We start from the raw sequence: 18,131 nt of genomic DNA on the forward strand, positions 1-18,131 counted from the left end.
GCCCGCTCCCCGGCGGTTCAGGCGTCGCCGCCGTCCCGGTCGCCGTCACCCTGGTCGCGGCTGCGGGCGCCGCTGTCCGGCTCGCGGCGGCGGTGGGCGGTTTCCGCCGAGCGCAGGCGGCGGGCCAGCTTGTCGAGCACGCCGTTGACGTATTTGAAGGAGTCCTCGGCGCCGAACACCTTGGCCAACTCGATGCCCTCGTTGATCACCACCCGGTAGGGCACGTCCAGGCGCTCCTTCAATTCGAAGGCACCCAGCCGCAGCAGCGCCTTCTCCACCTGGGACAGCTCCTCCACGCGGCGGTCCAGGAAGGGCCGCAGCGCCTCGTCCAGGTCGCCGACCTGCCCCGGCACGCCATGCAGCAGATCATGGAAATAGGTGCGGTCCACCTTTTCCATGTCGTTGGTGGCCAGGAACTGCGCCTCGATGTCGCCCAGGGCGGCGCCGGCCAGTTGCCACTGGTAGAGCGCCTGCAGCGCGTAGCGGCGCGCCTTGCGGCGGGCGGCGGGGGAAGAGGAAGCGGTCATCAAAGCGCCTTGAACAGAGAAACCATTTCCAACGCGGACATGGCGGCCTCGGCGCCCTTGTTGCCGGCCTTGGTGCCGCTGCGCTCGATGGCCTGCTCGATGGAATCCACGGTCAGCACGCCGAACGCCACCGGCACGCCGGCCTCGTTCTGCACCGCCGCCAGGCCCTTGGCCGCTTCGCCGGCCACGTATTCGAAGTGGGCGGTGCCGCCGCGGATCACCGCGCCCAGCGCCACCACGGCGTCGTAGTCACGCTTGGCGAGCAGTTGCTTGACCGCCACCGGAAGTTCCCAGGCGCCGGGCACGCGGATGATCTCGATGTCGTCGCGGCTTACGCCGTGGCGCACCAGGGCATCCACGGCGCCGGCCAGCAGTGCTTCCACCACGAAGCTGTTGAAGCGGGTCACCACCAGGGCGTACCGGCCGCCCACGTTGTTGAGAGTGCCTTCGAAGGTCTTGATGTCTTGCATGGTCTGTTCCTGGTTCCTGTTCGAGTCCGCGCGGCGGCGCGGGGATCAGCCGTCCGCTTCCACGTATTCGACGATCTCCAGGCCGAAGCCGGAGAGCGCGTTGAAGCGCATCGGCGAGCTGAGCAGGCGCATCTTGCGCACGCCCAGCGCCTTGAGAATCTGTGAGCCGGTGCCGATATTGCGGTAGGCCCGGGACTCGCCCTTGGGTTGCGGCGCGGTGCCTTCGAAGAAGGCGCGCAGCCGGTTGAGGCTGGGTTCGGAATCCTCGTCCTGGCCGAGGATGATCACCACCCCGGCCTCGGCGCCGGACAGCTTCTCCAGCACCCGGTGCATGTTCCAGCCGGTGCGACCGTCCAGCTTGGCGCTCATCAGGTCGCGCAGCGGGTCCACCTGGTGCACCCGCACCACCACTTCCTTGTCCTCGCTGATCTCGCCCTTCACCAGGGCCACGTGCAGGTGGCCGTCCACGGTGTCGTTGAAGGCCACCAGCCGGAACTGGCCGTACCAGGTGTCCAGCGGGTGCTCGGAAACCTGCTCGATGGTCTGCTCGTTAAGGGCGCGGTACTGAATCAGATCGGCAATGGTGCCGATCTTGATGTCGTGCTCCTTGGCGAAGGTCTCCAGGTCCGGGCGGCGGGCCATGGAGCCGTCCTGGTTCATCACCTCGCAGATCACGCCGGCGGGCTCGCAGCCGGCCATGGACGCCAGGTCGCAGGCCGCCTCGGTGTGGCCGGCGCGGCGCAGCACGCCGCCGGGCTCGGCCATCAGCGGGAAGATGTGGCCGGGCTGGACGATGTCGGAGGCCTTGGCGTCCAACGCCACCGCGGCCTGCACGGTGCGCGCCCGGTCGGCGGCGGAAATGCCGGTGGAGACGCCTTCCCGGGCCTCGATGGAGACGGTGAACTTGGTGCCGAAGCCGCTGCCGTTGGCGCTCACCATGAGCGGCAGGTCGAGCTGCTCGCAGCGTTCCTTGGACATCGGCATGCAGATCAGGCCGCAGGCGTAGCGGGCCATGAAATTGATGGCCTCCGGGGTGACGTGCTCGGCGGCCATCACCAGGTCGCCCTCGTTTTCCCGGTCCTCGTCATCCATCAGGATCACCATCTTGCCCTGACGAATGTCCTCGATCAGTTCCTCGATACTGTTCAACTGCATAAGTCCGCCTTATTTCAGAAACCCGTGCTCGGCCAGAAAGGCCGTGGAAATGCCCTGGGAGCCGGGTTGGGCGGCGCGCTCGCCGAGCAGCAGCCGCTCCAGGTAGCGCGCAATGATATCAACTTCCAGGTTCACTGGCGTCCCCACCGCCCAATCCTGGATGGTGGTGACCTCCTGCGTGTGGGGAATGATGTTCAAGGAGAACACCGCGCCGTCCACGCTGTTCACCGTCAGGCTGATGCCGTCCACGGTGATCGAGCCCTTCTGGGCGATGTAGCGGGCCAGCTCCGCCGGCGCCTCGATGTCGATGCGCACCGAGCGGGCGTCCGAGGTCATCGCCTTGACCGTGCCCAGCCCGTCCACGTGGCCGCTGACCAGGTGGCCGCCCATGCGCGTGGAGGGCGTCATCGCCTTCTCCAGGTTCACCCGGCTGCCGTTCTTGAGCTGCCCCAGGGACGTGAGCGACAGGGTCTCGCCGGACACGTCGGCGCTGAAGGCGTCGCCGCCGTCCAGGGCGGTGACCGTCAGGCAGACGCCGTTGACGGCGATGGAGTCGCCCAGTTTGACGTCGCCGAAGTCCAGTTCGGCGCTCTGGATGCGCAGCGTCACGTCCCCGTTGGCGGGGGTCAGCGCCGCCACCCGTCCCTGGGCTTCAATGATGCCTGTAAACATGACTGTACCTCTGTGGATCCGGATGCGGACGCCGGTGAAGACCGGCCAAGCGTGCGGGAGAACCGCCGGGCGCGCGGAAATATGCAGGAGGAGCGCAATCATAAACGCCCCGGGGGATTCAGTCCAAACCCGGGGCGTGGAAGGTGGGTAAGCGGATGGGGCAGGAAAGACGCTACCAGGTCAGGCGACCACTGAGCAGCGCCCCCTGGCTGTGGTGCTCACCGCCCAGGCGACCCTGGTAACCGGCCCACAGGGACAGGGCCGGGGTCACCGCCAGGCCCACGCCCAGGTGCGGGGCCAGCTGCAAGCGGTCGCGTTCGGCGCCGGCCACCCGGAAGGTGCCCCCGGTGCCCACGAAGGCGGCGTCCTGCTCGGCGTGGGCGTCGCCGAAGCCGCGCTCCAGAGCGAGGCCACCGTGCAGGCTCAAGCGTTGGCGGCCGATCTGGAAATAGCGGGCGCCGTCGACCCCCACGGCGGCTTCCCCCACGCCCAGGGTGGTGTCGTCCACGGCCAGGCCCAGGGCGCCGGCGCCGGTTTCCGTGAAGGCGTCCCGCTCCAGCCGGGTCCAGGCCAGGCGGCCATAGGGCCGCAGCACCACGTCGCCCTGGATCAGGTCGATGCCAGCTTCCAGGTCCACCCGCAGGCTGTGCAGGTCGCTGTCGGACTCGGCGAGCACCCCGGCGGCGGCGCTCCGGCGGTGGTCCACCCGGGCGCGGCCGTAATTGAGATCGCCACGCGCATACAGGCCGCCATCCCCTTGCCAGCGCCCGTACAGACCGGCGAACCAGGCCTCCAGGTCGCCGTCCGCGTCCCGGTTGCGGTAATGAAAATCCCCCTGGCCGCGGCCGGCGGCGGCGCCCAGCAGCCAGTCGCCCCGGCGGCCGTCCACGCCCAGGGCCAGTTGCTCCCCCCGGAAGGTGTAGGCGGCGTTACCGGTGGGGAAATCAGCGTCTTCCTGGTAGCGGGAAGAACGCGCCTGCACCCACACCCCGCCGCGCTCGCCGCCGCCGTCCCCGGCGGCCCGGGCCGGGGTCAGCCCGGTGGGCGCCACGGTACGATGGGCACTCCCGGTTGGAGCCGCCAAGGCCTGCAGCCCCCGCTGCAGACGCTGGTTCAGCGTGGCCCGCGAGCCGCCGTCCAGGGCACCACCGCGCTGACGCAGGGCATCCGCGAACTGACGCTGCAACGCCATCGCCACCGTCGGGCCGGCCAACAGGCTGTCGCCGCTCAGCGCGGAGAACGCCGCCGGCGCCCGGGCGCCGCTGAGCGGCAACAGATGCTGCTGGACGGCGTGGCCGGTGGGCAGGGTTTCCGCGTGGGTCGCCACCGCCCGCTGGTTGTCGGTGCCCGCCAGGCTGGCGAAGCGCACGTTGTTGCGCGCCAGCCGCAGGGTCACGTCGCGGGCGCCGTACACCAGCGACGGATCAAGAAAGGCGTAGTCCGAGGACACATCGTCGAACTGGCCGAGGATCCCCCCATCGGCGCTGAGAAAGGTGTATTCGCTGAGCGGGCGATAGGCGCCGCCGGCGCCCACATGGATCACCGACCCGGCCAGCCGGGCCTGGCCGGCCACCAGGATCCGGTCACCGTCACCGCCGGACGGGTCCACTTCCACCGCCAGGGTGGCGCCGCTGTTCAAGGTCAGGTCGCCGTCCACGGCCAGGGTGCCGATGGAGTTGCCCGCCGCCAGGGTGCCGCCGGTTTCCACCACCGTGGCTCCGACCGTGCCGGTGCCCCCCAGGGTGGCGCCGTCGGCCACGGTCATGGCGCTGCCGTGCCAGTCGCCGTTCACCGCCAGGCCACCCTGGCCGACCCGCGTGGCGCCGGTGAAGGCGGCGCCGTCACCGTTAAGCGCCAACCAGCCCGCGCCGCTCTTGCGCAGCGCGCCGGTGCCCGAGAAATCATTGTTCAGCACGGCGGCGGCGGTCTGGTCGATGACCAGGGTGGCGTTATTGACGATATCGCCACTGCCCAGGCTGGCCGAGGCCCCGGTGAGCGTGCCGCCGCTCACCGTCAGCCCGCCACTGAAGGCATTGGCGCCGGTGAGCACCAGGTCCCCGGCGCCGCTTTTCTCGAAGGCGCCGGCGCCCAGCAAGCGACCGTCCCAGGTGAGCGCATGGCCGGCGTCGGTCACCGCCAGGGTGCCGCCACCAACGCCCAGTTGCAGTTGCCGGGCGGTGGCGCTGAACCCGGTACCGGTGACGATCAGCGTGCCACCGTCCAGGCCCAGGGCCCCGCTGCCCAGGGCGCCATCGGAGGCCACCGACAGGCCGCCCTCGCGGACCAGGGTGCCGCCGGCATGACCATTGGCGCCACTCAGGGTCAGCACGCCGGCGCCGGTTTTTTCCAGCACCCCGGCGCCGCTGATGGTACCGGCGTAGACGCCGTCCAGGCTTTGCTCAAAGCGCAGCACCCCCTGGTTGGTCACATTCCCCCCAAGCGCGTCGCTGTTCCCGGCCAGGGTGCCCCCTTCGATCAACCAGTCCTGGGCGCCGTTGCCGGTCAGCCGCCAGGTACCGACGCCGCGCTTGGCGAACGCCTCGAACCCCTGGAACGCGGTGCCGATGTCGCCCAGATCGAAGACCCCGTCGTCGGCGCCGCCCAGGGCCAGCACATCATTGCCGCCCTCGGCCCGGACCCCGCCGCTCTGCTGGAAGCCGCTCAGCAGCGTCAGCCGGTTGGCGCCGCCGGTGAAATGGATGGCGGCGGCGCGATTGCTGCCGTTACTGCGAGTGCCGCCGCTCACCGTGCCGCCCAGGGTAACGTCCAGATCCGCGCCGCTGACGCCAACGCCGCCCTCCGCCACCATGCCGAAACCGACGAAACCGCTGCCGCCACCTTGTACCTCGGCGCCGCTGGCGATTAGCAGGTCACCGCCGTCCATGACGATGCCGGCACCGCCGTCGCCGCTCTGGGCGCCGTCGCCGCCCCGGCCGCCCACCACCTCGCCACCGAGAATTTCCACACTGCCGCCGCCGGTGAGGCGCAGGCCCGCGCCGCCGTCGGCGCCATCACCGCCGGAGCCAACGCTGTCACCGCCCCAACCGCCATACAGGCCACCGGAGAATTGACGCACGGTGGCGGCGTTGTCGATCCACACCGCGTCACCGGCGGCGCCCCCGTCGCCGCCGCTCTCGCCGAGGCCACCGTCGCCGCCAAGGATATCGCCCCGGTTGATCAGCGTGGCGCCCGACATGCGCACACCGGTGCCGCCCTTGCCGCCGGCACCACCGGCGGCGGGATAGTCATAGGTACTGCCGGCACCGCCTTCGCCGCCGTTGCCACCCTGGATATAGCCGCCGGCATCATTGGTCAGGGTGCCGCCGCCGTCCATGTTTCGGAAGGCATCGCCGCCATCACCGCCGTTGCCCCCTTCGCCGGCCAGGTAATAGTCGGAAAAACCGCCTTCGCCCCCATCCCCTCCGTACAGTTCACCGGCATTATGAGTGCCGAGACCCACGCCTTGCCGCACCACGCCATGGCCGCCCATACCGCCATGGCCGCCATCGTCAAAAGGCCGCGCCAACTTCCAATCCAGCAGCCCAAGGGCGTGCAGGGGCGTATTGTTCGTGTTGCTCATCTCGATGTTGTAGAGATAGCTTGTCTGCCCGATTGACAGGTAATCGGCGGCGCCACGCTGGGTGGCATAGACACTGATAAGCCCGGAAGCGAAGGCGCCGCTGATCTTGTCGGCGATGTCCCGCGGGGTATCCGTGGCTTCGATCACGATGGTTGCCGTTACGCCGTCAATGGTGATGCTGAAACTGTCGCCGGGCACAATGCCCTTCTGGCCGGCCAGCGGCGCCGTGCCGTCCAGGCCATAGGCGGCGGTCTCCGCGGCTTCAGAATAGCCATCCAGCGAATGCCCCTGCCCGCCCGTGCCGCCGTCGTGCACGGTGCCCGCGCCGATGATCAGGGAGGCATCGGCATTGATCACGGCGCCTCCACCGTCACCCCCGGCGCCGCCGCGCACGCCATCGGAGCCGGTGCCATCCGCCCCCGGCATGCCGGACACCGCCGACGCCATCGCCGGCAACAGCGCCATGGAAAAACACAACCCGACCCGTTTTTTTTGGGTAAAAGCAGCCCCCCAAGGGCCAGAAAGAGAACAGGACATCGCACCCTCGATTCGGTATTTTTATCAACGATAAGGCAGAAAAATAGCAAGGCGCCGATCGCCTCACCACGGCGCCGTTTTATGAATTTCGTGAAAGTTATCATCCAAAAAAAGACAACAGGGATGATTCAAAAGGGGGAAGCAAGTGATCAGCCAAGACAACCCACCGGGCACCGTCCACGCCTTGGAAATGGGCGGCGGGGAGCGGTTCGAACTGCCCGGGGTACGCGGACGAATGGAACGGCTGGAATTGGCCAGCGGCCTGGTGCTGTATCGGGTGGATTACCGGGCTGGAGAAGACTGCACCTTGCAGCTCGACCGCCCCACCTTCCAGCAGCCCTGGATCGGAAGCATTTTCCATATTCAGGGCCGCTCCGGCATGGAGCTGCCGGACGGCAGCCATCACCAGGTCACGCCGGAGCGCGCCCTGCTGGTACGCACCGACATCAGCGGCACCTGCTTCCGACTCAGCCGTGGCGAACAGGTCCGGCACATTGGCGTGGCCTGCCCCCTGGACGTGCTCCGCGACCACCTGGGCGGCGGGCTGCCGACAGCCCTGAAGCCCTTCGTCGGCCGCTATGGCGACACGGTGGCGGTGCGTGCGCTGCATCCCAGCAGCCGCCTGCGGCAGTTCGCCACCAGCCTGTTCACCACCCATGCCCAGGGCCTGTGCCGGGGCATGAAGATGGAAGGCGCGGCCCTGCTGTTTTTGTCGGAAATTCTGGAAAATTATTGCGACAGCCCGGCCACCGAGGCGCTGCCCGCCTGGGAAGAACAGGCGTTTCTGGAAATCCGTGATGCCATTATCAACGACCCGGGGGCGCCGTTATCCATCCCCGCTCTGGCGGACCGGGCCGGCCTCTCCGAAAGCCGCCTCAATCAGTTGTTCCAGCACCAGGAAAAACGCTCCTGCGCGGAGTTCATACGCGGCGAGCGCCTGGACCAGGCCCAGCGACTGCTGGAAACCGGCGACGCCCCGGTCAAGGTGGTGGCGGCGCGAGCGGGCTACGGCCATGTCAGCAATTTCTCCCGCGCTTACCGCGCCCGCTTCGGCGAACCGCCCGCGCGCACCCTGCGCCGGGCGTTGACCCGCTGAGCCGGGCCGCCGGGCACCGGTTCGACGGGACCGGGAAAAACATGCACTATTTGCCTGCCTCGAACCCGACACTCCCATCAACCGTGTCCCCCGGCCGGCGTCCGCTTGACGCCGGCCCCGATCATTGGAGGAAACAGGGGTAATGAAGAAGCAAGACAGCGCGCCCATCAATCCCTTGCCGCTGGACTCGGAAACCATGCCGCTATGGAGCCGGGCCGGCTTTTTGATTCGGCGTCTCAACCAGATTCACTATGCGTTGTTCCTCAGCGAATGCGAGGAGTTCGATCTGACGCCGGTTCAGTACGGCATTCTCACCGAACTGCGGGAACACCCGGACATCGACCAGATTTCCCTGGCCCAGGAAGTGGGCATCGACCGCAGCAACGCGGCGGACATTCTGCGCCGCCTGGAAAAGCGCGGGCTGGTGAGCCGCCACCCCAGCAAACGCGACCGTCGCATGAAGCTCAGCCGGCTCACCGAGGACGGCGAACGGGTGACCCAGGAGATGTACGACAGTATGCGCCGGGCCCAGGAAAAGCTGCTCGCCCCGCTGCCGCCGGAAGACCAGAACGCCTTCATCATGATGCTGATGCGCCTGGTGAGCGCCAACAACCACCTCGGCCGCGCCGTTTTCCACCCCACCTGAGCCTCCACCGGCAGCCGCTTTTCCGTGCCAGGGTGCGGCCATATGGGAAGCACACTGATTATATTATTTTGGCGCCCAGCCCTGAAATACAGGATTTTTTGAATATATAACAATAACTTACAGAATAAACGGCGGCCGAACCCTTCCTTGAAATTAGGAAGTATACTGATATATATTCCGGAGACTTCCTTGCCGGCCGGCCCACAACGGGCCGCCGGCGCCCTTTTTTATTCGGGGAGGCTCCATGACCCGCACTTTTCAATACGGCGGCCAGATCCACGCCAACGGCATCCGCCAGCATTTCCTGCGCTACGGTGGCCAGGGCCCGGCCCTGCTGCTGGTGCCCGGCATCACCAGTCCGGCGATCACCTGGGAGTTCGTGGCCGAGCGCCTGGGCCGGCACTTCGACACCTGGGTGCTGGACGTACGCGGCCGCGGCCTGTCGGAAAGCGGCGACCACCTGGACTACGGCCTGGACGCCTGCGCCGATGACCTGCTTGCCCTGATTCGCGCGCTGGATCTGCACGACGTGATCGTGGTCGGCCACTCCATGGGCGGCCGCCACGGTATCCGCGCCGTGAAGCGCGGCGGCGCCGACAGCCGCATCGCCCACCTGGTGATGGTGGACCCGCCGGTGTCCGGCCCGGGCCGCCGCGCCTATCCCAGCGCCTGGCCCTGGTACGAGGATTCCATCCTGGAGTGCCAGAAGGGCATCGACGCGGACCGCATGCGCCATTACTGCGCCACCTGGAGCGAGGAACAACGACGGCTGCGCGCCGAATGGCTGCACACCTGCGACCTGCGCGCCATCCGCGCCAGCTACGACGGCTTTCACCAGGACGACGTGCACGCCGACCTGCCGGCCCTGACCGGCATCCGCACCGGCCTGATGGTGGCCGGCCGGGGCGACGTGATCCTGCCCGAGGACGAAGCGGAGCTCCGCGAACGGCTGCCGGACCTGCGCGTCAGCCGCACCCCGGACGCCGGGCACATGATTCCCTGGGACGACCCGGAAGGCTTCTTCCGCGCCCTGTCCGAATTGCTCGACCGGCCGCTTTAACGGCCCCGATAAGAAAAGGACCCGCGCCATGACCAGCTATCGAATCGGACAAATCGTCCCCAGCTCCAACACCACCATGGAAACGGAAATCCCCGCCATGCTGCGCGCCCGGGAAAGCCGCTTCCCGGAACGCTTTACCTTCCACTCCAGCCGCATGCGCATGCACAAGGTGACGCCGGAGGAACTGAAGGCCATGAACAGCCAGGGCGCCCGTTGCGCCGCGGAACTGGCGGACGCCCGGGTGGACGTGATGAGCACCGCCTGCCTGGTGGCGATCATGGCCCAGGGGCCGGGTTACCACCGCCACACCGAGGCGGAACTGCGCCAGGCCGCCCGGGACAACCAGTGCGACGCGCCGGTGATGACCTCCGCCGGCGCCCTGGTGGAAGGGCTGGAGATTCTTGGCGCCAGAAAAGTGGCGCTGCTGGCGCCCTACATGAAGCCGCTCACCGAGAAGGTGGTGGCCTACATCGAGAACGAAGGCGTGCAAGTGAGCGACTGGCGCTGCTTCGAGATCCCCGACAACCTGGAAGTAGGCCGCCGCGATCCTTTGAAACTGATCGAGGACGTGGCCGAACTGAAAACCGCCGACGTGGACGCGGTGGTGCTGTCGGCCTGCGTGCAGATGCCCTCGCTGCCGGCGATCCAGACCGTGGAGGACGCGCTGGGCATCCCGGTGGTGTCCACCGCCGTGTGCACCGTGCGCGGCATGCTCGACCGGCTCGGCCTGGAGCCGGTGGTGCCCGGCGCCGGCGCCCTGCTCAGCGGCCGCTACCCGACGCCGGAGGCGAATACCCGATGAGCTCCCCCGGTGACAACTACGCCGGTGTCTGGGACACGCGCATCGGCTTCGGCGAACGCGCCGCCCTGCTCAGCGTCGATTTCATGAAGGCCTACACCACCGACGGCGCCGATCTGTACGCCCCTGGGGTGGTGGCCGCCCTGCCCCATGCCGCCCGGGCCCTGGCCGCCGCCCGCGAGGCCGGCATCCCGGTGATCCACACCAACATCCGTTACCAGCCGGGGCGCTTTCTCGACGGCGGCATCTGGGTCAAGAAAGCTCCGGTGATGAAAGCCATGGTGGAGGGCAACCCGCTGGCGGCGTTCTGCGACGAAGTCGCGCCGGACGACCAGGAGTTGGTGATCACCAAGCAGTACGCCAGCGCCTTCTTCGGCACCACCCTGGCCGCCACCCTCACCGCCCTGGACATCGACACCCTGGTGTTGATCGGCTGCTCCACCAGCGGCTGCATCCGCGCCACGGCGGTGGACGGCCTGCAGCACGGCTTCCGCGTCATGGTGATCCGCCAGGCCGTGGGCGACCGCCACCCGGCCCCCCACGAGGCCAACCTCTTCGATATCAACGGCAAGTACGGCGACGTGATCGACGGCGCCGACTTCCTCGCACACCTGCAAGAAAAAAGGGTTTAACCATGACCACGACTAGGAAAATCGCTCTGGAAGAGCACTTCATGGCACCGGGTTTCCAGGAATACACCGCCATGTTCTTCGACAAGATCGACACCGCCAACCAGGACGACCTGGCGGCGCGCCTGGACGATTTCGATCGCCTGCGCCTGGAGGAGATGGACCGCCACGGCATCGAAACCGTGGTGCTGTCCCAATCCGGCCCCAGCGTGCAGGCGGAAGCGGATACCGCCCGCGCGATCCGCCGGGCCCGGGAAAACAACGAGTACCTGGCCGAACGCATGGCGCCCCACGGCGACCGCTACGCCGGCTTCGCCACCCTGGCCATGCAGGATCCGAAAGCCGCCGCCGACGAACTGGAATACGCGGTGCGGGAACTAGGCTTCAAGGGGTCGCTGATCAACGGCCACAGCAACGGCGTTTACTACGACGACCCGGCCTACGACGTGTTCTGGGAACGGATGCAGGATCTCGACGTGCCGCTGTATCTGCACCCCATCAATCCCTGGAAGGAAGTGGATTCCATGCGCGGCCACCCGGAACTGGCCGGCGCGGTCTGGGGCTGGGGCGTGGAAACCGGCACCCACGCCCTGCGCCTGCTGTTCGGCGGCGTGTTCGACCGCTTCCCCAACCTGAAAATCATCCTCGGCCACATGGGCGAGGGCTTGCCATTCATGCGCTGGCGTTTCGACAGCCGCTTCCCGGTGTACGCCCAGGGCGTGTCCCTGGATCTGCCGCCGTCACAATACTTCGGCCGCAATATCGTGATCACCACCTCCGGGGTGTGCTCGGCCCCCACCCTGATGGCCGCCATCGGCGAGATGGGCGAGGACGCGGTGCTGTTCTCCGTGGATTACCCCTATGAATCCACGGAACTGGCGGCGCGCTTCATCGAGGAAGCGCCGATCAGCGACGCGGTGCGTGAAAAAGTCTGCCGTGGCAACGCCAAACGGCTTCTGAAACTCTGATCTCCAAGAAAAATAAGGCGGAGCGACCCGCCATTTGAATCAAAGCGGTGCAACCGCACCACACAAGTGCTCTAGTATACAAAAAAAGTCGGGGACCCTTGCCAAAAGCCTCTTAAACCAAGGACTTGCGGCAACATTGTCTGGCACGGCGCTTGCTAATTATTTCCAGCCCCAGGCCATAGATCAGCATACTGACTATTAACAATACGCAGCATAGGTATCGAACGATGAAAGCATACGCAGCTTTACGCCACGCTCTTCTCATTCTCGGCACACTGCTCCTCACTTTGCCCGGCCTCGGCCAGGCAGCCCGCGTCGGCCATGTGGAGGCCTCCGGCCAGCCCCTGGACCAGGTACTCAAGCTCAGCGCCGAGCAAATCGCCGAGCGCACCGATGGACGGGTGGACCTGTCGGTGTTTCCGTCTTCCCAACTGGGCAACGCCCGCGCCATGACCGAAGCGGTGCAACTGGGCATGCAGGACGCCGTGGTGGTGCCCGCCGCCTTCATCGGCGGCTTCAACCCGCTGGTGTCGATCCTCGACATTCCCTACCTTCTGCCCACCAATGACGACCAGGCCAACCAGCTGCGCAAGAGCGAGTTCGGCCAGGCCCTGCTGGCGTCCTTCAAGGATCGCGGCTTCATCGCCGTGGCACTGTGGCCCGGCGGCTTCAAACACTTCACCTCCAACGAAAAGCTGGAAGGCATCGACGACTTCAAGGGCCAGAAATTCCGCATCATGGATTCCCGCGTGCTGCGCGCCCAGTTCGAAGCGGTGGGCGCCCAGGCCATGCCGATTCCCTTCGGCGACGTCTATACCTCGCTGCAAACCGGCGTGGTGGATGGCCAGGAAAACCCGCTGGATTCCATCGCCCGCATGAAATTCCACGAAGTGCAGGAGTATCTGCTGCTGTCCGCCCACGGCGTGGTGGAAAACGTGGTGCTGTTCAGCCCCACCTTCTGGTCCGGTCTGTCCGATGACGACAAGCAAACGGTCAGCGACGTGTTCACCGACAACGCCCAGGAACTGGCCCGGGTGAAAGGCGAAAACCAGAAGCAGGCCCTGGAGGAAATCAAAGCCGCCGGCCTGATCATCAATGAACTGGACGACGCCGAACAACAGACCCTGCGCGACAGAATGTACCCCACCGCCCGCGACGCCTTCCTGGAACAGGCCGGCGACGAAGGCCAGAAGCTGATCGACCTGTACGAAGGCGTGTACGGCGACATCACCGAATAACGGCGCTCCGGAGCGGCTCATGTGGACGAAGTTCTGGGCCGGGCTGGCCCTGGCGGAGCGGACCCTGATGGTCTGCCTGATGCTGGCCCTGCCCTGTCTCTACGGTCTCAACGTGATTCTCTACAACCTGGCCCCGGGCCTGGCGCGGCACTTCGACGGCATCGAGGAGCTGTCGCGCTTCCTGCTGGTGTGGCTGGTGTGCGTGAGCCTGGGATACACCATGGACAAGGGACGCCATGTGTCCATGAACCTGCTGCAACGGTTCATCGGCCCGGCCTTGCTGTTGTGGATTCAGCGCGTTCTCGATCTGGTCGGCGCGCTGTTCTGCGCCTACGTGGCGGTGCTCGGCTGGCGGTTTCTGCAGCGCATCATCGACACCGGCCAGGTCAGCAACATGCTGGATGTGTCCATGGGCTGGCTGTACGCGGCCCTGCCCCTGGGCATGGCGCTGCTGACCCTGCGCTACCTGCGCTATGTGCTGTTTCCCGCGCAGCGGCCGGTAGCGGACGACCACCCCGACTGAGGCCCGACGGCAAGGATTGTTCATGAAACCCATTCTCGTAACCTGCGTCGCCGTGGCCCTGTTCATCGCCGGAGCGGAGATTTTCCTGGTACTGGGTGTGTCCGGCCTGGTCGGCAAGCATCTGTTTCTGGAAAACCTCCCGGACATCGTGATGATCCAGAAGATGATCGGCGGCATTAACCAGTCCACCCTGCTGGCGATTCCCCTGTTCATCTTCGCCGCCGAGCTGATGGCGCGGGGCAGCATCGCGGCGCGCCTGACCGGCATGGTGGAAGCGTTCATCGGCCATCGCCGGGGCGGGCTCGGCCACACCACCACCGGCGCCTGCTTCGCGTTCGGCGCGGTGAGCGGCTCGGCGCCGGCCACCGTGGCCGGGCTCGGCAAGATTCTGTACCCGCGCCTGATCGAAACCGGCACCAATCGTTCCTTCGCCGTGGGCCTGATCGTGGCCACCGCGGAAATTTCCCTGCTGGTGCCGCCCAGCATCACCTTGATCATCTACGGCTGGCTCACCGGCACCTCGATCATCGATCTGTTCGCCGCCGGCCTGGCGGTGGGCTGCCTGCTGGCGTTCTGCTTTTCCGTGTACGTGCACATCCGCAGCCTGCGCGACGCGCCCCGCCTGCAGGAAAAAGCGGACGGCGCGGCACGGCGCAAGGCGGTGGAGGCCGCCCTGCTGCCCCTGGGCATGCCGGTGATCATTCTCGGCGGCATCTACAGCGGCGCGTTCACCACCACCGAGGCGGCCGCCGTGGCGGCGCTCTACGCCCTGCTGGTGGAAACCCTGATCACCCGGGCTCTGAGCTGGAAGGGCGTGGCCAAGGTGGCGGAATCCTCCGCCCTGGTCACCACGACCCTGTTCATCATTCTCGCGGTGGGCAGCTTCGCCAGCTATCTGGTCACCGTGGCCGGCGTGCCGGCGGCCATCGGCGCCTTCATCGCCGGCGCCGACATCAGCGCGCTGCAGTTCCTGCTGATCGTCAACGTGGTGTTCCTGATCGCCGGCATGTTCATGGACCCGGTGTCCATGCAGATCGTGCTGGTGCCGGTGCTGGCGCCGGTGGCCATGGCCCTGGGCGTGGATCCGGTGCAGTTCGGCATCATCGTGGTACTGAACGTGGCCATCGGCACCATCACGCCGCCATTCGGCCTGGACCTGTTCGTGGCCTCCAGCGCCCTGCGCGTGCCGGTGACCGAAATCATCGCCGGCGTCTGGCCGTTCCTGCTGGTCAATCTGGTGGTACTGGCCCTGGTCACCCTGTTCGCCCCTTTGTCCACCTTCCTGCCCGGCTTACTGCACTGACCAGGAAGGCGCGGAGTACCCTCACGAACAAATAGGAAGTACACTGATTAAATACCGAGGACAATCATCATGGCCTGGATACTCATGGAAAACGCCGGGGCCCTGTCCCCCGACGGCGGCGTCATGGCCGTCACCATCGACAAGATACCGGTGGCGCTCTACCGGTTCGGCGAGGACTATCTGGCCACCGGCAATGTCTGCACCCACCAGTACGCGCTGCTCAGCGACGGCTTCGTGGAAGACGGCTGCGTGGAATGCCCGCTGCATCAGGCGGTGTTCGACCTGCGCACCGGCAAGGCCCTGTCCGGCCCGGTGAGCAAGGATCTGGAGACCTACGCGGTGAAGGTGGAAGACGGCCAGGTGTTCGTGGACGTGACCCGCCCCGCCGAGATCAGCGAAGCGCCCGCCGACAACCGCATCGCCATGGCCGAGGAACGCGATCAGCGCTGCTTCGCCATCGTCGGCGGCGGTCAGGCGGCGGCCAGCGCCGCCCGCGCCCTACGCGACGCCGGCTTCACCGGCACGGTGAAGCTGTTTGCCCGGGAACAGGCGCTGCCCTACGAGCGCCCGCCCCTGTCCAAGGCGATCCTGCTCGGTGAAGCGCCGTTGCACGGGCCCACCTTGCTGGACGGGCCGGCGGCGGAACAGCTCGACATCGAACTGCACCTGGGCGTGACCGTGACCGCCATCGACGCGGAACGGAAAACGCTCACCGCCGGCGACGGCGAAACCCACGCCTACGACCAACTGCTGCTGGCCACCGGTGCCACGCCGCGCCCGCTGCCGATTCCGGGCGCGGACCTGTCCGCGGTGCACAGCCTGCGCACCCTGGAAGACGCCATCGCCTTCAAGCGCGCCCTGCAACCCGGCCGCCATATCGCCATCATCGGCAGCGGCTTTATCGGCCTGGAGGTGGCCTCCGCCGCCCGCCAGCGCGGCTGCGAAGTGACCCTCGTGGAAGCCGCGCCGCGCATCTGCAGCCGGGCGCTGCATCCGATGGCGGCGCTGCGCGTGCACAAGCTGGCGGAACGGAACGGCGTGCGCATCCTCACCGACGTGCAGACCACCGCTTTTGAAGCCGCCGACGGCGGCGTGGCCCTCAAACTGAATAACGGCGACACCCTCCAGGCGGACAGCGTCCTGGTCGGCATCGGCGTGATTCCGGAAACCGCCCTGGCGGAGAACCTGGGCCTGGAAATCGACAACGGCATCGTGGTGGACCGTTTCGGCCGCACCGGCCTGGAGGGCGTATTCGCCGCCGGCGATGCCGCCGTCACCCGCCGCGACGACGGCACCCTGCTGCGGCTGGAGTCCTGGCAAAACGCCCAGGAACAGGCCGCCGCCGCCGCCCGCACCATGGCCGGCCAGGACACCGCCCACGACGCCGTGCCCTGGTTCTGGAGCGACCAGTTCGCGCACAACATCCAGATGCTGGGCCTGCCCACGGCCGACGACCAGATGGTCGCCAAGCCCGGCTCCAACGGTGCCGAAACGCTGTACTTTCACAATGGCGAGCGCCTCACCGGGGTGATCGCCTTCAACGACCCCGGCGCCATCCGCCGGGGTCGCGAATGGCTGCGCCGGGGCCTGTCCGTGGACGCCCTGAACCGCCTTCTGGAAAACACCGCCGGCGCCGCCGGTGATGCCCGACTGCCCGCCCCACTCCGGAGAGGAACGATGAGCGATCTGTCCAACTACTACGTCTGGCCCCGGGAAGGTCTGACCCGCGTGCCGGACTGGGTGTACACCGACCCCTACATTTTCGAACTGGAAGTGGAACACATTTTCCACGGCCCGACCTGGAATTACGTGGCCCTGGAAGTGGAAATTCCCAACGCCGGCGATTTCAAACAGAGCAACGTGGGCCCCACCCCGGTGGTGGTCAGCCGCGACGAGGACGGCGACATCAACGTGTTCGTCAACCGCTGCTCGCACCGGGCCGCCCAGTTCTGCCGCGACCTGCGCGGCAATACCGAAGAATTCGTCTGCCCCTACCACCAGTGGTCCTACGATCTGAAGGGCAACCTGGCCGGGGTACCGTTCCGGCGCGGCGTGGACGGCAAGGGCGGCATGGCCAAGGAGTTCAAGACCTGCGACCACGGCCCCACCAAGCTCAAGGTGACCACCCGCCACGGCGTGGTGTTCGCGTCCTTCGACCACGACATGAAACCGCTGGAGGACTATCTGGGCCCGGACATGCTGCGTGAATTCGACGCCACCTTCGACGGCCGCGAGCTGAAGCTGCTGGGCTACTACCGCAATTCCCTGCCGGGCAACTGGAAGCTCTACCACGAAAACCTGAAGGACCCCTACCACGCCACCCTGCTGCACACCTTCCTGGTCAGCTTCGGGTTGCTGGTGGCCGGCAACAAGTCGCAGATGATCTGCGACGAGACCGGCCTGCACGGCGCCATGGCGTCGGCGAAAAGCGACGGCACCAACGTGAGCGAGGAAAACCGCAAGGAAATGCGCGCCTACCGGCCGGAGTTCCAGCTGGAGCGCGAGGACATGCTCAACTTCATTCCCGAATTCGACTCGGAGTGGAGCGTGACCATGCTCACCGTCTGGCCGAACCTGATCGTGCAGCGGGAAATGAACACCCTGGGCGTGCGCCAGATCGTGCCCAGCGGCCCCGAGGAGTTCGTGATGAACTGGACCATGTTCGGCTTCGCCGACGACGACGAGGAAATGACCCGCCACCGTTTGCGCCAGGGCAACCTGATGGGCCCGGCCGGCTTCCTCGGCCTGGAGGACAACGAAGCGATCAAGTTCGTCCAGGACGGCATGAAGCGCACCCAGCCCGGCGAACACCTGGTGGCGCTGGACCCGGATACCCCCGCCGGCACCTCCGACACGCTCATTTCCGAAGCGGCCATCCGCGCCATGTACCAAAGTTGGCGCCAGGCCCTGGACATTGAATAAGGGAGA

Annotated in this window: 15 protein-coding genes; 10 read left to right on the plus strand and 5 right to left on the minus strand. The window is 66.9% G+C overall.

Annotation, left to right across the window (positions count from 1 at the left end; all coding sequences use genetic code 11):
• Positions 1–17: 17 nt before the first annotated feature.
• The 5 genes from nusB to HMJ39_RS11265 all read right to left on the minus strand — a co-directional run bounded on the left by nusB (position 18) and on the right by HMJ39_RS11265 (position 6,869).
• Positions 18–527: a transcription antitermination factor NusB gene (nusB, locus tag HMJ39_RS11245; protein ID WP_194297376.1), complete on the minus strand. Its 510-nt coding sequence runs from the start codon at positions 525–527 to the stop codon at positions 18–20.
• Positions 527–997 (minus strand): 6,7-dimethyl-8-ribityllumazine synthase, encoded by a 471-nt coding sequence (gene ribH, locus HMJ39_RS11250; RefSeq protein WP_161386031.1) that lies wholly within the window; start codon positions 995–997, stop codon positions 527–529. Before ribH ends, nusB begins: the two co-directional genes overlap by 1 nt.
• Positions 998–1,042: 45 nt before the next feature.
• The gene (gene ribBA, locus HMJ39_RS11255; protein WP_194297377.1) at positions 1,043–2,152 is read right to left on the minus strand and encodes a bifunctional 3,4-dihydroxy-2-butanone-4-phosphate synthase/GTP cyclohydrolase II; all 1,110 of its coding nucleotides are present in this window, start codon (positions 2,150–2,152) and stop codon (positions 1,043–1,045) included.
• Positions 2,153–2,161: 9 nt separating this feature from the next.
• Positions 2,162–2,824 carry a riboflavin synthase gene (locus tag HMJ39_RS11260; RefSeq protein WP_161386033.1) on the minus strand — a complete coding sequence of 221 codons (663 nt, stop codon included), beginning with the start codon at positions 2,822–2,824 and terminating at the stop codon, positions 2,162–2,164.
• A 172-nt stretch (positions 2,825–2,996) separates the two neighbouring features.
• Positions 2,997–6,869 carry an autotransporter outer membrane beta-barrel domain-containing protein gene (locus HMJ39_RS11265; RefSeq protein ID WP_194297378.1) on the minus strand — a complete coding sequence of 1,291 codons (3,873 nt, stop codon included), beginning with the start codon at positions 6,867–6,869 and terminating at the stop codon, positions 2,997–2,999.
• Positions 6,870–7,086: 217 nt separating this feature from the next.
• On the opposite strand from HMJ39_RS11265, the gene HMJ39_RS11270 reads away from it, so the two are divergent.
• The 10 genes from HMJ39_RS11270 (at position 7,087) to HMJ39_RS11315 (ending at position 18,125) form a co-directional block, all read left to right on the plus strand.
• Complete coding sequence (locus HMJ39_RS11270) at positions 7,087–8,037, plus strand: AraC family transcriptional regulator (RefSeq protein WP_256244652.1); 951 nt, start codon at positions 7,087–7,089, stop codon at positions 8,035–8,037.
• Positions 8,038–8,179: 142 nt separating this feature from the next.
• Entirely contained in the window at positions 8,180–8,683 is a 504-nt protein-coding gene (locus tag HMJ39_RS11275) for a MarR family winged helix-turn-helix transcriptional regulator (RefSeq protein ID WP_194297379.1), read from the plus strand.
• Between the two features lie 244 nt (positions 8,684–8,927).
• Complete coding sequence (locus HMJ39_RS11280) at positions 8,928–9,743, plus strand: alpha/beta fold hydrolase (protein ID WP_161386035.1); 816 nt, start codon at positions 8,928–8,930, stop codon at positions 9,741–9,743.
• Between the two features lie 28 nt (positions 9,744–9,771).
• Positions 9,772–10,545 (plus strand): maleate cis-trans isomerase family protein, encoded by a 774-nt coding sequence (locus tag HMJ39_RS11285; protein ID WP_161386036.1) that lies wholly within the window; start codon positions 9,772–9,774, stop codon positions 10,543–10,545.
• Positions 10,542–11,174: an isochorismatase family protein gene (locus tag HMJ39_RS11290; protein ID WP_194297380.1), complete on the plus strand. Its 633-nt coding sequence runs from the start codon at positions 10,542–10,544 to the stop codon at positions 11,172–11,174. The genes HMJ39_RS11285 and HMJ39_RS11290 overlap by 4 nt, the downstream gene beginning before the upstream one ends.
• Positions 11,175–11,176: 2 nt before the next feature.
• A complete protein-coding gene (locus HMJ39_RS11295) occupies positions 11,177–12,139 on the plus strand; it encodes an amidohydrolase family protein (protein ID WP_194297381.1) in 963 nt (320 codons plus the stop codon).
• 227 nt (positions 12,140–12,366) lie between these two features.
• Positions 12,367–13,377 carry a TRAP transporter substrate-binding protein gene (locus HMJ39_RS11300; RefSeq protein WP_194297382.1) on the plus strand — a complete coding sequence of 337 codons (1,011 nt, stop codon included), beginning with the start codon at positions 12,367–12,369 and terminating at the stop codon, positions 13,375–13,377.
• A gap of 19 nt (positions 13,378–13,396) precedes the next feature.
• Complete coding sequence (locus HMJ39_RS11305; RefSeq protein WP_194297383.1) at positions 13,397–13,900, plus strand: TRAP transporter small permease; 504 nt, start codon at positions 13,397–13,399, stop codon at positions 13,898–13,900.
• Between the two features lie 22 nt (positions 13,901–13,922).
• Positions 13,923–15,203: a TRAP transporter large permease gene (locus tag HMJ39_RS11310; protein WP_194297384.1), complete on the plus strand. Its 1,281-nt coding sequence runs from the start codon at positions 13,923–13,925 to the stop codon at positions 15,201–15,203.
• Positions 15,204–15,272: 69 nt separating this feature from the next.
• The gene (locus HMJ39_RS11315) at positions 15,273–18,125 is read left to right on the plus strand and encodes an FAD-dependent oxidoreductase (RefSeq protein ID WP_194297385.1); all 2,853 of its coding nucleotides are present in this window, start codon (positions 15,273–15,275) and stop codon (positions 18,123–18,125) included.
• Positions 18,126–18,131: the final 6 nt, after the last annotated feature.

Origin of the sequence: Alloalcanivorax profundimaris, assembly GCF_015265435.1 — a bacterium.
GTDB lineage: Bacteria > Pseudomonadota > Gammaproteobacteria > Pseudomonadales > Alcanivoracaceae > Alloalcanivorax > Alloalcanivorax profundimaris.

What these genes read in the sequence shown, in the direction of transcription:
- nusB (WP_194297376.1), bottom strand. Translation starts at nt 527, where the DNA reads ATGACCGCTTCCTCTTCCCCCGCCGCCCGCCGCAAGGCGCGCCGCTAC.
- ribH (WP_161386031.1), bottom strand. Translation starts at nt 997, where the DNA reads ATGCAAGACATCAAGACCTTCGAAGGCACTCTCAACAACGTGGGCGGC.
- ribBA (WP_194297377.1), bottom strand. Translation starts at nt 2,152, where the DNA reads ATGCAGTTGAACAGTATCGAGGAACTGATCGAGGACATTCGTCAGGGC.
- HMJ39_RS11260 (WP_161386033.1), bottom strand. Translation starts at nt 2,824, where the DNA reads ATGTTTACAGGCATCATTGAAGCCCAGGGACGGGTGGCGGCGCTGACC.
- HMJ39_RS11265 (WP_194297378.1), bottom strand. Translation starts at nt 6,869, where the DNA reads ATGGCGCTGTTGCCGGCGATGGCGTCGGCGGTGTCCGGCATGCCGGGG.
- HMJ39_RS11275 (WP_194297379.1), top strand. Translation starts at nt 8,180, where the DNA reads ATGAAGAAGCAAGACAGCGCGCCCATCAATCCCTTGCCGCTGGACTCG.
- HMJ39_RS11280 (WP_161386035.1), top strand. Translation starts at nt 8,928, where the DNA reads ATGACCCGCACTTTTCAATACGGCGGCCAGATCCACGCCAACGGCATC.
- HMJ39_RS11285 (WP_161386036.1), top strand. Translation starts at nt 9,772, where the DNA reads ATGACCAGCTATCGAATCGGACAAATCGTCCCCAGCTCCAACACCACC.
- HMJ39_RS11290 (WP_194297380.1), top strand. Translation starts at nt 10,542, where the DNA reads ATGAGCTCCCCCGGTGACAACTACGCCGGTGTCTGGGACACGCGCATC.
- HMJ39_RS11295 (WP_194297381.1), top strand. Translation starts at nt 11,177, where the DNA reads ATGACCACGACTAGGAAAATCGCTCTGGAAGAGCACTTCATGGCACCG.
- HMJ39_RS11300 (WP_194297382.1), top strand. Translation starts at nt 12,367, where the DNA reads ATGAAAGCATACGCAGCTTTACGCCACGCTCTTCTCATTCTCGGCACA.
- HMJ39_RS11305 (WP_194297383.1), top strand. Translation starts at nt 13,397, where the DNA reads ATGTGGACGAAGTTCTGGGCCGGGCTGGCCCTGGCGGAGCGGACCCTG.
- HMJ39_RS11310 (WP_194297384.1), top strand. Translation starts at nt 13,923, where the DNA reads ATGAAACCCATTCTCGTAACCTGCGTCGCCGTGGCCCTGTTCATCGCC.
- HMJ39_RS11315 (WP_194297385.1), top strand. Translation starts at nt 15,273, where the DNA reads ATGGCCTGGATACTCATGGAAAACGCCGGGGCCCTGTCCCCCGACGGC.